This is a genomic window from Streptomyces sp. PTY087I2 (assembly GCF_001687325.1).
Taxonomy (GTDB): domain Bacteria; phylum Actinomycetota; class Actinomycetes; order Streptomycetales; family Streptomycetaceae; genus Streptomyces.
Map to the genome: position 1 here is coordinate 1 of NZ_LZRD01000016.1, position 12,425 is coordinate 12,425.

Annotated in this window: 12 protein-coding genes; 6 read left to right on the forward strand and 6 right to left on the reverse strand. The window is 72.9% G+C overall.

Features of this window, described 5'->3' with window-relative positions:
* Positions 1 to 690, forward strand: a 690-nt coding sequence (locus A3Q37_RS18535; protein ID WP_065485909.1) for an electron transfer flavoprotein subunit alpha/FixB family protein, incomplete at its 5' end; no start/stop codon positions are given.
* Positions 691 to 853: 163 nt separating this feature from the next.
* Positions 854 to 2,152, forward strand: coding sequence for a DUF6986 family protein (locus A3Q37_RS18540; protein WP_065486253.1), 1,299 nt, complete (start codon positions 854 to 856; stop codon positions 2,150 to 2,152).
* Here A3Q37_RS18540 and A3Q37_RS18545 read toward each other — a convergent pair.
* Positions 2,139 to 3,125: an SMP-30/gluconolactonase/LRE family protein gene (locus A3Q37_RS18545; RefSeq protein WP_255311854.1), complete on the reverse strand. Its 987-nt coding sequence runs from the start codon at positions 3,123 to 3,125 to the stop codon at positions 2,139 to 2,141. The two genes, A3Q37_RS18540 and A3Q37_RS18545, sit on opposite strands and share 14 nt — an antisense overlap.
* Before the next feature lie 216 nt (positions 3,126 to 3,341).
* On the reverse strand, positions 3,342 to 3,893 hold the full coding sequence (locus A3Q37_RS18550) for a CGNR zinc finger domain-containing protein (protein WP_065485913.1): 552 nt from the start codon (positions 3,891 to 3,893) through the stop codon (positions 3,342 to 3,344).
* Between the two features lie 93 nt (positions 3,894 to 3,986).
* On the opposite strand from A3Q37_RS18550, the gene A3Q37_RS18555 reads away from it, so the two are divergent.
* A complete protein-coding gene (locus tag A3Q37_RS18555; RefSeq protein WP_065485915.1) occupies positions 3,987 to 4,820 on the forward strand; it encodes an alpha/beta fold hydrolase in 834 nt (277 codons plus the stop codon).
* Between the two features lie 28 nt (positions 4,821 to 4,848).
* On the opposite strand, the gene A3Q37_RS18560 is transcribed toward A3Q37_RS18555, so the two are convergent.
* On the reverse strand, positions 4,849 to 5,877 hold the full coding sequence (locus A3Q37_RS18560) for a LacI family DNA-binding transcriptional regulator (protein WP_107471557.1): 1,029 nt from the start codon (positions 5,875 to 5,877) through the stop codon (positions 4,849 to 4,851).
* A 209-nt stretch (positions 5,878 to 6,086) separates the two neighbouring features.
* Between A3Q37_RS18560 and A3Q37_RS18565 the strand changes: the two genes are divergently transcribed.
* Together A3Q37_RS18565 and A3Q37_RS18570 are read left to right on the forward strand one after the other, a co-directional pair.
* A complete protein-coding gene (locus A3Q37_RS18565) occupies positions 6,087 to 7,016 on the forward strand; it encodes an ROK family protein (protein ID WP_065485917.1) in 930 nt (309 codons plus the stop codon).
* 195 nt (positions 7,017 to 7,211) lie between these two features.
* Positions 7,212 to 8,249: an NUDIX hydrolase gene (locus tag A3Q37_RS18570; protein WP_065485920.1), complete on the forward strand. Its 1,038-nt coding sequence runs from the start codon at positions 7,212 to 7,214 to the stop codon at positions 8,247 to 8,249.
* Between the two features lie 7 nt (positions 8,250 to 8,256).
* Here A3Q37_RS18570 and A3Q37_RS18575 read toward each other — a convergent pair whose 3' ends face one another.
* Both A3Q37_RS18575 and A3Q37_RS18580 read right to left on the reverse strand, forming a co-directional pair.
* Positions 8,257 to 8,943, reverse strand: coding sequence for an MBL fold metallo-hydrolase (locus tag A3Q37_RS18575; RefSeq protein ID WP_065486256.1), 687 nt, complete (start codon positions 8,941 to 8,943; stop codon positions 8,257 to 8,259).
* 115 nt (positions 8,944 to 9,058) lie between these two features.
* Positions 9,059 to 10,423, reverse strand: a complete 1,365-nt coding sequence (locus tag A3Q37_RS18580) for a dipeptidase (RefSeq protein WP_065485922.1) — start codon at positions 10,421 to 10,423, stop codon at positions 9,059 to 9,061.
* A 195-nt stretch (positions 10,424 to 10,618) separates the two neighbouring features.
* On the opposite strand from A3Q37_RS18580, the gene A3Q37_RS18585 reads away from it, so the two are divergent.
* Entirely contained in the window at positions 10,619 to 11,833 is a 1,215-nt protein-coding gene (locus tag A3Q37_RS18585) for a geranylgeranyl reductase family protein (protein ID WP_065485925.1), read from the forward strand.
* Positions 11,834 to 11,902: 69 nt separating this feature from the next.
* Here A3Q37_RS18585 and A3Q37_RS18590 read toward each other — a convergent pair whose 3' ends face one another.
* Complete coding sequence (locus tag A3Q37_RS18590) at positions 11,903 to 12,358, reverse strand: nitroreductase family deazaflavin-dependent oxidoreductase (protein WP_065485927.1); 456 nt, start codon at positions 12,356 to 12,358, stop codon at positions 11,903 to 11,905.
* Positions 12,359 to 12,425 lie beyond the last annotated feature (67 nt).

The following is a 12,425-nucleotide window of genomic DNA, read 5'->3' on the forward strand; positions in this document are numbered from 1 at the left end:
TCCTCGGCGGAGGGCAAGGAGATCGCGGCGCGTCTGGCGTTGCGGATCAAGTCGGGCATCATCACCGACGCCACCGACCTGGAGGCCGGGGATGAGGGTCCGGTGGCGACGCAGGCGGTGTTCGCCGCTTCGTACACGACGAAGTCCCGGGTGTCTCAGGGTGTTCCGGTGATCACGGTGAAGCCGAACTCGGCTCCGGTCGAGCCGGCTGCTGCCGCGGGTGCGGTGGAGGCCCTGCCGGTGTCGTTCAGCGCGGGCGCGACGGGCACGAAGGTGACGTCGCGGACGGCGCGTGAGTCGACCGGGCGTCCGGAGCTGACCGAGGCGGCGATCGTGGTCTCGGGTGGGCGTGGGGTCAACGGTGCGGAGAACTTCCCGCTGATCGAAGCCCTCGCCGACAGTCTGGGGGCTGCGGTGGGTGCGTCGCGTGCGGCGGTGGACGCGGGCTGGTACCCGCACACCTCGCAGGTCGGGCAGACCGGTAAGTCGGTCTCGCCGCAGCTGTACATCGCTTCGGGTATCTCGGGTGCGATCCAGCACCGGGCGGGGATGCAGACCTCGAAGACGATCGTCGCGATCAACAAGGACGCCGAGGCCCCGATCTTCGAGCTCGTCGACTACGGCGTCATCGGCGACCTCTTCACGGTCGTTCCCCAGCTGACCGAGGAGATCAACACCCGCAAGGGCTGACCCCTCCTCGCACGACTCCCGCCCGGGCCGCACGGTGAACCCCACCGCGCGGCCCGGTGCCGTTCCGGGCGACCATTGACGCAGGTCGAGCGGCCTTATAACTTCACTATACGGATTGTTGATTCCGGGAAGCGGAAACGGCGAGAGTGTGGAGGGTACGGTCATGGGTCAGCAGGAGAAGGTGGCGACGAGCCTCGCGGGCACGGTCAGCGAGGAGATCAGCGCCTCCCTCGCGGCGGTCGACGCGGAGCTCGCCCGCCGCTACCCGGGCGATCCCGGTACCCGCCAGCCCGTGCACACCGTCTACGTACCCGGTGACGTCTTCGAGCCCGGCACCCTGCGCTCCTGGGGCGACCAGGCGCTGGCCGCCCTCGACGAACACGCCCCCGACGCCGCCTCGTTCGCCGCCGTCCTCGGCATCCCCGACGAGCTGGCGGGCCCGGTCCACGACCGCGTACGCGCCAAGCTGGAGCGTGAGCCCGTCGAGGACCTGCGCATCGACTTCGAGGACGGCTACGGCCCCCGTCCGGACGCCGAGGAGGACGAAGCCGCCGCCCGCGCCGCGCGCCTGGTCTCCGAGGCGTACGCGAACGGCACCGCCGCCCCGTACATGGGCATCCGGATGAAGTGCATGGAGGCCGGAGTTCGCGACCGGGGCATCCGCACCACCGATGTCTTCCTCACCGGTCTGATGGCGGCGGGCGGGCTCCCCGAAGGGCTCGTGCTGACCCTGCCGAAGGTCACGTACCCCGAGCAGGTCACCGCCTTCGTCCAGCTCCTCGAAGCCTTCGAGAAGGCCCACGGCCTCGACGCCGGGCGTATCGGCTTCGAGATCCAGATCGAGACCAGCCAGTCCATCCTCGCCGCCGACGGGACCGCCGCCGTCGCCCGCATGATCGACGCTTCCCGGGGCCGGGCGACCGGGCTGCACTACGGCACCTTCGACTACAGCGCCTGCGTCGGGGTCAGCGCCGCCTACCAGGCCAGCGACCACCCGGCCGCCGACCACGCCAAGGCCGTCATGCAGGTCGCGGCCGCGGGCACCGGCGTACGCGTCTCCGACGGCTCCACCAACGTCCTGCCCGTCGGCCCGACCGCCCAGGTCCACGAGGCCTGGCGGCTCCACTACGGCCTCACCCGCCGCGCTCTGGCCCGCGCCTACTACCAGGGCTGGGACATGCACCCCGGCCACCTGCCGACGCGCTACGCGGCCGTCTACGCCTTCTACCGCGAGGGCCTGGAGCCCGCCGCCGCCCGGCTCGCCGCCTACGTGGCCAAGGCCGGCGGTGACGTCATGGACGAACCCGCCACCGCCAAGGCGCTGAGCGGCTATCTGCTGCGCGGCATCGACTGCGGCGCGCTGGACACCGCCGAGGTCGCCCGGCTGACCGGCCTGACCCGTGCGGACCTGGACGCCTTCGCCTCCCCGCGCCGGGGCGACCTGACGGTCACCGCTCCGTAGAGCCATGGCCTTTGCGCCCTGAGGGGATCGCCAGTCCCGCCGGGGTGCGCAGGCCCGCGACCGGCACCGTCCGCTGGCCGCCGCGCACCGGCAGCTTCACCACCCGGTCGTTGTTGAAGTCCGCGATGTACAGCGCGCCGGCGGGGTCGAAGGCGAGGCCGTACGGGGAGTTGAGCCCGATCGCCGGGGCGGTCCGCTGCGGTCCGCCGCCCGCCGGCAGCCGCACCACCCGGTCGTTGCCGCTGTCGGAGACGTACAGGTCCCCTCCTCTGCCGAAGGCCAGGCCGGTCGGCTGGGAGAGGCCGGTCGTGGGCACGGTCGTCTGCGGGCCGCCGTCGGCCGGGACCTTGACCACGCGGTCGTTGACGAAGTCCGCCACGAAGAGGTTCCCCGCCCTGTCCAGGGCGAGCCCGTTGGGGTGGAGCAGACCGGTGGTGGGGACGGTGACCTGGCCGCTGCCGTCGGCGGGCACCTTCACGACCCGGTCGTTGAAGCTGTCGGCGATGTAGAGATCACCGTCCGCGTTGAGCGCCAGCCCGATGGGGCGGGAGAGGTCAGTGGTCGGGACGACGGTCTGGGGGCCGCCGTCGCCCGGCACCCGGACGACCCGGTTGTTGCCGGTGTCGGAGATGTACAGGTCGCCCGAGGAGCCGAGCGCCATCCCGGTCGGGCGGATCAGGCCGGTCACCGCGACCATGACCGGGGCCCCGCCACCGGGTGGCAGCCGCAGCACGGTGTTGTCGCTGTAGTCGGAGATGTACAGGGGCGCCCCGCCGTGTGCCGGAGGGCGCCCTTCCGCCGTGCGGGGTGCGGTCCCGGGGGCGGCGGAGGCGACCGGCGCCGCGCAGAGCAGCAGCGCCGCGGCCATCGCGGCGAGCCGCCAACGGGACTGTCTGCGGACCGGCTTCGGGGCATCCGCCCTCGGGTCGCCGGAAGGTGTGGACGCCGACGGGGCTGTTGCGGGATGGCTCATGAGGTACGCACCTGTTCTGGACGTGCTGCCGCTGCCGTACGGGCCCGGGGCGTGTTCGGCGTGTCCGGCGGGTCGTGGCCGGGGCCGTGGTGTATCCGGTCCTGATCCGCCGGAACCGCCCCTCGGGCGCCGACGGCCGACGTTAGGAACCACCCCCGCCGGCCCGGAGGCACCACGCCCCGACGGGCCGGGCCGCCACCCCAACAGCCCTGGTGATCAGCCGTCCCGGCGTGCGGCGGCCCCGCCACGGGCGCGGTAGGCCCGCATCTTGTGCCGGGCGCCGCACACATCCATGTCGCACCACAGGCCGTTCGACGACGGCGCCCGGTCGTAGAAGACCCAACGGCATTCGGGAGCCGCGCAGGCCTTGAGGCGGGTGGCGTGACGCCCGGTCAGGCCGTACCGCAGCAGGGCTTCGAGCACCGTTCGTACGATCTGTGCCGCCGGCCCGTCGTCGTCGGCCGGGCGCAGGGCGAGTGTGCCGTCCGGCTGTACGGCCGGGGCGCCCGCCACGGAGCGGATCAGCCGGTTGAGGGCGTCGAGGGCCTCCGGCGAGGTCCGCTCCACGAGGAATGCCCGCACGGTCTCCCGGGCCCGAGTGAGCGCCGCCAGTTCGGCCGGGGCGACCGCTTCCGGATATCCGTACGCCCGCAGCCAGCCGCCCGCCGTCCCCGGGCGGGCGAGCTCGTCCTCTCCGTGGAGCAGGGTCGCCGTGTTGCAGAACGCCTCGACCGGTTCGAGTTCCGGGGGTGCCGGGTTCCGTCGCATGATCCCCACTTTATCAACGTTACCGACAATCGGCTTGCTCTGGTAACGTCGAAAGTCCGGCAGGGTTCTGCGCCCGACATCAGGAGGCGTGTCATGAACGGCGATCTGACCAGGACATTCGAGACCCCGGACGGGACGGTCCGCTGGGACGTGCTGGGGGAGGGCGACCCGGTCGTCCTGCTCCACGGCACCCCGTTCTCGTCGCGCATCTGGCGCGAGATCGCACCGGCGCTCGCCCGGGACCACCAGGTCCACGTCTTCGACCTGCTCGGCTTCGGGCAGTCGGAGCAGCGCGCCGGGCAGGATCTCCGGCTGGCCGCGCACACGCGGGTGTTCACCGGGCTGCTGGACCACTGGGGTCTTGAGCGCCCGAGGGTGATCGCCCACGACATCGGCGGGGCCGTGGCGCTGCGGGCGCTGTTGCTGGAAGGAGCGCGGTACGCCGATCTCACCCTGGTCGACGCGGTGGGCTGCGGTGACTGGGGGACCGGGCTGTTCAGGCTCGTACGGGACAACGCGCGCGTCTTCGAGCAACTGCCCGTCTACGCGCACGAGGCGCTGGCCGAGAGCCACCTGCGCTTCGCGAGCCACACCGGCTACCGGCCGGACGTGCTGGCCGCCCATCTCGCCCCGTGGCGCGGTGAGGAGGGCAGGGCCGCGTACTACCGCCAGTACGGGCAGCTGGAGCAGGCGGACACCGACGAGTTCCGGCATCTGCTGGGGTCCGTACCGGTGCCGACCCGGATCATCTGGGGCCGCGAGGACGGCTTCCTGCCGCCGCTCTTCGCCGAGCAGCTGCACGCGCTGATCCCGCACTCCGAGCTGCACTGGCTGGAGGGTGCGGGCCACGCGACCCCTGAGGACGCGCCTGCGCGGCTCCTGGCGTTGCTGACCCGGGAGTTCCGGCCGGTGGCCGCCGCGGCCTGACGAGGGGCCTCCCGGGGGCCGACCCGGCTCAGGCAGGCGGCAGTTCGCCCGAGCCTCGCGGGATCAGCGTCGTCGGCAGCTCCACCCGCGCGGGGGCGTGGTTCGCCCCGTCGAGGCGGCGGAACAGGTGCTCGGCGGCGGTCCGGCCGACCGCCGCCGCGTCCTGCGAGATCACGGTGATGCCGAGCAGATCGGCCAGCTCGATGTCGTCGAACCCGACCAGCGCCACCGGACGCTCCCGCTCCGCGATCACCCGCACCGCCGTCACCGTCACCCGGTTGTTGCCCGCGAAGAGAGCGGTGATCGGTTCGGGGCCGCTCAGCATCTCCTCGGCCGCGGCCCGCACCCGCTCCGGCTCGGTGGAACCGAGGGAGACCCAGTCGTCCTCGACGGCGATGCCCGCGTCCCGCATCGCGGCGTGGTAGCCGCGCAGACGCTCGGTGGCCGTATGGATCCGCGGCTGGTCACCGATGAACCCGATCCTGCGGTGACCGTGCGCGATCAGATGCGCCACGCCCTCCCTGGCCCCGCCGAAGCTGTCGGAGAGCACCATGTCGACGTCCACGTGGCCCGCCGGACGGTCCACGAACACCGTGGCGATGCCCGCCTTGATCTCCGGCTCCAGATAGCGGTGGTCGTCGCCCGCCGGGATCACGATCAGACCGTCGACGCGGCGGGCGCACAGCGCCAGCACCAACTCCTGCTCCCGCTCCGGGTCCTCGGCGCTGGAACCGTTGATCAGCAACGCACCGTGCGCCCGGGCGACCTCCTCCACCGCGCGGCTCAGCGGACCGTAGAACGGGTCCGCCAGATCCTCCAGGACCAGTCCGATGGATGCCGTACGCCCCTTGCGCAGCACCCGGGCGCTGTCGTTGCGGCGGAAGCCCAGCGCGTCGATCGCCTCCTGCACGCGGCGCTCGGTGTCGGGCGTGACGCCGGGCTCGCTGTTCACCACCCGGGAGACCGTCTTCAGGCCGACTCCGGCCCGGGCCGCCACGTCCTTCATGGTCGGCCGGTTGCCGTAGCGGGTCTCGGAATGACGGGCGGTCCGGTCCACGTGCGCTGTCCTGTCGTCGGATACGGGCGGGGCTCTGCGGTGCTCCGGCCGGGGCCGAGCGGGGCCGAGACGGGGCGCCGCGGGGGTGATCGGAGGCTGTGGCGTCGAGCATAGGCCCTGGACAACGTTGTCAAGAGGATGAAGACTGTGCAGACTATGGACGGAACCCGCAGGTCCCGCCCCTTCAGCGATCCGGAGAGCCCACACCGATGCATACCGACCTCGTCGCCGCGCTCGACATCGGCGGCACCAAGATCGCCGGAGCGCTGGTGGACGGCGACGGATCCCTCCTCGTACGGGCGCAGCGGCCGACGCCCGCCCGGGAGGGCGCCGAGGCGGTCATGGGGGCGGTGGACGAGGTGCTGGGCGAGCTGATGGCCTCGCCGCTGTGGGGCAGGGCCGGTTCCGTCGGCATCGGCAGCGCAGGTCCCGTGGACGCCGCCGCGGGCACGGTCAGTCCGGTCAATGTCCCCGGCTGGCGGGACTTCCCGCTGGTGGAGCGGGTGCACAAGACGGCGGGCGGGCTGTCGGTCGCGCTGGTGGGCGACGGGGTCGCGATGACGGCCGCCGAGCACTGGCTCGGCGCCGCCCGGGGCTACGACAACGCGCTCTGCCTCGTCGTGTCGACGGGTGTCGGCGGCGGCCTCGTCCTCGGCGGCACCCTGCGCCCGGGCCCCTCGGGCAACGCCGGGCACATCGGCCACATCAGCGTCGACCTGGACGGCGACCCGTGCCCCTGCGGTGCGCGCGGCTGCGTCGAAGGCATCGCCAGCGGCCCCAACATCGCCCGCCGCGCCCTGGAGAACGGCTGGCGGCCCGGCCCGGACGGCGACGCGACGGCCGCCGCGGTCGCCGTCGCCGCCCGCGCCGGGGACCCGGTCGCCATCGCCTCGTACGAGCGCGCGGCCCAGGCACTGGCCGCCGGCATCGCCGCGACCGCCACCTTGGCGGACCTCGACATCGCGGTGGTCGGCGGGGGAGTGGCCGGGGCCGGTGACGTCCTCTTCGTACCGCTGCGCCGCATCCTGCGCGAGTACGCCACGCTCTCCTACCTCCGCCGGCTGACGGTGGCGCCCGCCGTGATGGGTAACGACGCGGGCCTGGTCGGGGCCGCGGCGGCGGCCATCGCCCTGCGGTAGCCGGCCCGGGGCCGCAACGGCTTCCAGGAGGCGCCCGGTTCGTCAGGCCGGGCGCCTTCTGGGTCCATCGGCCGCGTGCCGCGTTCGCACGGTGGCGGCCGGGCGGCCGCATCCGGCCAACGCCGTCGCCCCCTCGGGGTTTCCGCGGCAGGGTGTTGCGGGCAAGCCACAGGGGGCTACGGAAGAGGGGGAACCGTGATCGTCTGGATCAACGGTGCGTTCGGCGCGGGCAAGACCAGCGCCGCCGGCGAACTGATCGATCTGATTCCGAACAGCACGCTGTACGACCCGGAGATCACCGGCGCGGGGCTGCGCGCCCTGCTGCCGCAGAAGCGGCTCGCCGAGGTCACCGACTTCCAGGACCTGCCGATCTGGCGGCGGCTCGTGGTGGACACGGCGGCGGCGCTGCTCGCCGAGGTGCCCGGGGTGCTGGTGGTGCCGATGACGCTGCTGCGGCAGGAGTACCGCGACGAGATCTTCGGCGGGCTCGCCTCTCGGCGCATCCCGGTCCGGCATGTGGCGCTCTCACCTGAGGAAACGATCCTGCGGAGCCGGATCGCGGGCCGTGAGGAGTTTCCCGGCGACGACGAGCAGAACGACCGGGTGCGCCGGTGGGCGTACGAGCACATCGGCCCGTACCGCGACGCGCTCGGCTGGATCGCCGAGGACGCGCATGTCGTCGACAACGGCGCCCTCACCCCCCGGGAGACCGCCGAGCGGATCGCGGACGCCGTGCGCACCGGGAGCGTGCCGCCGTGCCCCATCGTGCAGAGCCCCGAGCCGACCGGTGAGACGGTGGCCGCCGGGGTGCTGCTCTTCGACGAGCAGGACCGGGTGCTGCTCGTCGACCCCACGTACAAACCGGGGTGGGAGTTCCCCGGCGGGGTCGTGGAGGCGGGCGAGGCCCCCGCGCAGGCCGGGATCCGTGAGGTCGCCGAGGAGATCGGCCTCAGCCTCGACCGGGTGCCCACCCTGCTCCTCGTCGACTGGGAGTCGCCCCGCCCGCCCGGCTACGGCGGGCTCCGCTTCCTCTTCGACGGCGGCCTGCTCCGCTCCGAGGACGCCGGCCGGCTGCTGCTGCCCGGCTCCGAACTGCGCGGCTGGCGCTTCGTCACCGAGGAGGAGGCCGCGGGGATGCTGCCGCCCACCCGGTACGAACGACTGCGCTGGGCCCTGCGGGCGCGCGAGCGGAGGACGGTGCTGAACCTGGAGGCGGGGGTGCCGGTGGGGTGAGAGGTTCTCACCGGCCGTTCGCCGCCGCTTCCATCACCGCCGCGGCGTCCTCGGTGAGCGGGTCGCCGTGGCCGCAGCAGACGGTGCGGGGCCCGAGCGCGGTCAGGCGGCGGAACGTGGCCGTCGCCTCCGCGCGGTCCACGTTGAACACGCCGAGCATCACCCGCTCCACGGAGGCCACGGCGTCCCCGGTGAACAGCACGCCGTGGCGCGGCAGATGGAGCGCGACGGAGCCCGGTGTGTGGCCGGGGGCGTGGACCACCCGCGTACCGTCCCCGAACGGCAGCACCTCGCCGCCGGTCAGCTCCCGGTCGACCCGCGTCGGCGGGGCCTCGGGGCACGTCACCCCATGGGCGTACAACGGCCGTTCCCAGTCCAGCAGGTCCGGCTCCGGTACGGGGCGCTCGCCCCGGATCACCGGGGCGTCCAGCGCGTGGGCGAGGGTCTCGGCGCCGTGCCGGTCCGCCAGCTCCTGCGCCGCCCCGTAGTGGTCGCGGTGGCCGTGGGTGACGACGATGCGGCGGATCCGGGCCGGGTCGTGGCCGAGGGCCAGGATCGCGTCCTCGATCGCGGCGGCCGATTCGATGTCGCCCGCGTCGATCAGGGTCAGGTCCGCCCCGTCGCGCCAGAGATACGCCTGACCGATCCGGAAGCGGAACATGTGCAACTGGGGGAGCACCTCGACGAGATCCATGCGGCGAACGTACGCAGCGGCGGCCGGACGCCGCACGGATCTACGCTCCGGGCGACTTCGCCGAGGGCGTGGATCCGTGCGGCCGGGGCCTCCCCGAGGAGCACCACCCGGGAGATCAGGCCTTCTTCGACTCCGCGTAGTTGCGCAGGAACAGCGCCTCGGCGACCGACATCCGCTCCAGCTCCTCGGGCGACACGCTCTCGTTCACCGCGTGGATCTGCGCCTCCGGCTCGCTCAGCCCGATCAGCAGGATCTCCGCCTCCGGGTAGAGGCCCGCCAGGGTGTTGCACAGCGGGATGGAGCCGCCCATGCCGGAGGACTGCATCTCCTGGCCCGGGTAGGCGTCCCGCATCGCGTCGGCCATCGCCTGGTACGCCGGGCTGCTCATGTCGGCCCGGAACGGCTGGCCCTGGCCCACCTGTTCCACCTTCACCCGCGCACCCCAGGGGGCACGCGACTCCAGGTGCGCGGTGAGCAGCTTCGTCGCCTCGGCCGCGTCGTGGCCCGGCGGCACCCGCAGGCTGATCTGGGCCCGGGCGCTCGCCTGCACGGACGGGGTCGCGCCGACCACCGGCGGGCAGTCGATGCCGATGACGGTGACGGCGGGACGGGCCCAGATGCGGTCCGCGACCGTACCCGTGCCGATCAGCTCCACCCCGTCCAGCACCTTCGCGTCCTGCCGGAACTCCGCCTCCGGGTACTGGATGCCGTCCCAGTCGGCGTCACCGGTCAGACCGTCAACCGTGGTCGTCCCGTCCTCGGCGCGCAGCGAGGCCAGCAGCTGGATCATCGCGGCCAGCGCGTCCGGGGCCGCCCCGCCGAACTGCCCCGAGTGCAGGTTCCCTTCGAGGGTGTCCAGCTGCACGCGCAGCATCGTCATCCCGCGCAGCGTCGCCGTGACCGTCGGCAGCCCGACCCGGAAGTTGCCGGTGTCGCCGATGACGATCGTGTCCGCGCGCAGCAGCTCGGGGTGTGCCTCCGCGTACCGCTCCAGACCGCCCGTGCCCTGCTCCTCGGAGCCCTCGGCGATCACCTTCACCGAGACCGGCACGCCGCCGTCCGCCTTCAGGGCGCGCAGCGCGAGCAGGTGCATGATGAATCCGCCCTTGCAGTCGGCCGCGCCCCGCCCGTACCAGCGTCCGTCACGCTCGGTCAGCTCGAACGGCGGGGAGATCCACGCCGACTCGTCCAGCGGCGGCTGTACGTCGTAGTGGGCGTAGAGCAGCACGGTCGGCGCCCCGGCCGGCCCCGGCAGGTAGCCGTAGACGGACTGCGTCCCGTCGGGGGTGTCCAGGAGGGCGACGTCCGTGAACCCCTCGGCGCGCAGCGCGTCGGCGACCCAGTTCGCCGCGCCCTCGCACTCGCTCCTCGGGAACACCGCCGGGTCCGCCACCGACTGGAACGCCACCAGCTCGGCCAGCTCCTCCCGGGCGCGGGGCATCAGCGAGGCGACGGTCTCGGGAATCGGACGGGCGGTCATGGGCACGCTCCTCGTGGGTGCGACGTTATGGGTAGGGCGCGGTGTGTACGCGACCGTGTGCGAAGCCGTGTGTGCGACGACGCATGTACGACGAAATCATGGCCGATCCTCCCACAGGAGGGCCGGCCCACAGCGCGCCGTAGGATGCCGTGAGCAGCTTGGGGCCACTGGGCGGATCAGGAGCAGAAGCACATCGTGAGCAGCGAGAACGCAGACGCCGGACGTGAGCCGGAAGAGTCGTTGGTGTGGGATGTCGTCGTGGTCGGCGCCGGACCGGCCGGGGCATCGGCGGCGTACGCGGCAGCCGTGGCGGGCCGGAGAGTCCTGCTGCTGGAGAAGGCGGAACTGCCGCGCTACAAGACCTGCGGCGGAGGCATCATCGGCTTCTCCCGGGACGCCCTGCCGCCCGGGTTCGAACTGCCCCTGAAGGACCGCATCCACGCGGTCACCTTCTCGCTCAACGGCAAGCTGGCCCGCACCCGTCGCTCCCGGCGCATGCTCTTCGGGCTCATCAACCGCCCCGAGTTCGACGCCGGTCTGGTCGAGGAGGCGCAGAAGGCCGGGGCCGAACTGCGCACCGGCGCCTCGGTGGTGCGGGTCGAACAGCACGGTCCCGCCGTGCCCGACCGGCGAACGGTCGCCGTGGTGCTGGCCGGTGGCGAGACCGTGCTCGCGCGGGCGGTCGTCGGCGCGGACGGCAGCGCGGGCCGGATAGGAGCCCATGTCGGGGTGAAGCTCGATCAGGTCGACCTCGGCCTGGAGGCGGAGATCCCGGTTCCGGCCACCGTCGCGGAGGACTGGGCGGGCCGGGTCCTCATCGACTGGGGCCCGCTGCCGGGAAGCTACGGCTGGGTCTTCCCCAAGGGCGACACGCTCACCGTCGGCGTCATCTCGGCGCGCGGCGACGGCGCGGGCACCAAGCGGTATCTGGAGGACTTCATCGCCCGCCTCGGCCTCGCCGGATTCGAGCCCGCCATTTCCTCGGGCCATCTCACCCGCTGCCGCAGCGACGACTCGCCGCTCTCCCGCGGCCGGGTCGTGGTCTGCGGCGACGCGGCCGGACTGCTGGAGCCGTGGACCCGCGAGGGCATCTCTTTCGCGCTGCGCTCGGGGCGGCTCGCGGGGGAGTGGGCGGTCAGGATCGCCGAGGCGCACGACGCGGTGGACGCCCGCCGTCAGGCCCTCAACTACGCGTTCGCCATCAAGGCGGGCCTCGGTGTGGAGATGGGCGTCGGCCGCCGCATGCTCAAGCTGTTCGAGCGCCGTCCTGGCCTGCTGCACGCGGTGCTGACCGGTTTCCGCCCGGCCTGGAAGTCGTTCGCCGGAATCACCCGGGGCACGACGTCGCTGGCCGAGCTCGTCCGTACGCACCCGCTGGCGCAGCGGGCGCTCCACGCGATGGACCGCTAGCGGCACCGATCGTCGCGACCGCGACCGCGCCCCCGTTGCCCGTACCTCCCGTACGGCACGGGGGCGTCGTCATGCCTCGACGGTGATGCGGAAGACCGGGTGGTCCGGGCAGGCGGCCAGCAGCTCGGCGTCCGTGGACTTCGCCGTGACCCCTTGGAAGTACTGGTTGACCTCCCAGCCCCACCGCTCCAGATAGGCCCGGAGGATCCGGGCCTTCTGCGCGTCGTCGGGGATCTCCACGGCGGTGAAACGGCTGAGCTTGCGGCCCAGCCGCAGCTCCCCGCCGCCCGCCACGCGCATGTTGCGCACCCACTGCGAGTGGCCGCGCGCCGAGACCAGGTACTGGTCGCCCTCGAAGGTGTGGGTGTTGACGGGGACGCGCTGCATCTGCCCGCTCTTGCGCCCGCGCACCGACAGCTCGGCGGACCCCATCAGGCTGAAGCCGTGCCGGGCCAGCCAGCCGACGACCTTGTTGAAGCGGGCGGCGGAGGCGCTCGCCCGGAGGTAGTAGGGCTGCTGCGACATGATGACTCCCGGGCTATAGAGAGCGATGCTCTCGCTTGAGATCAGTGTGCACGAGATGTGTGATCCA

Coding starts and splice junctions, on each gene's coding strand:
- A3Q37_RS18540 (WP_065486253.1), top strand. CDS start 854: ATGGGTCAGCAGGAGAAGGTGGCGACGAGCCTCGCGGGCACGGTCAGC.
- A3Q37_RS18565 (WP_065485917.1), top strand. CDS start 6,087: ATGCATACCGACCTCGTCGCCGCGCTCGACATCGGCGGCACCAAGATC.
- A3Q37_RS18545 (WP_255311854.1), bottom strand. CDS start 3,125: ATGAGCCATCCCGCAACAGCCCCGTCGGCGTCCACACCTTCCGGCGAC.
- A3Q37_RS18575 (WP_065486256.1), bottom strand. CDS start 8,943: ATGGATCTCGTCGAGGTGCTCCCCCAGTTGCACATGTTCCGCTTCCGG.
- A3Q37_RS18580 (WP_065485922.1), bottom strand. CDS start 10,423: ATGACCGCCCGTCCGATTCCCGAGACCGTCGCCTCGCTGATGCCCCGC.
- A3Q37_RS18555 (WP_065485915.1), top strand. CDS start 3,987: ATGAACGGCGATCTGACCAGGACATTCGAGACCCCGGACGGGACGGTC.
- A3Q37_RS18550 (WP_065485913.1), bottom strand. CDS start 3,893: ATGCGACGGAACCCGGCACCCCCGGAACTCGAACCGGTCGAGGCGTTC.
- A3Q37_RS18590 (WP_065485927.1), bottom strand. CDS start 12,358: ATGTCGCAGCAGCCCTACTACCTCCGGGCGAGCGCCTCCGCCGCCCGC.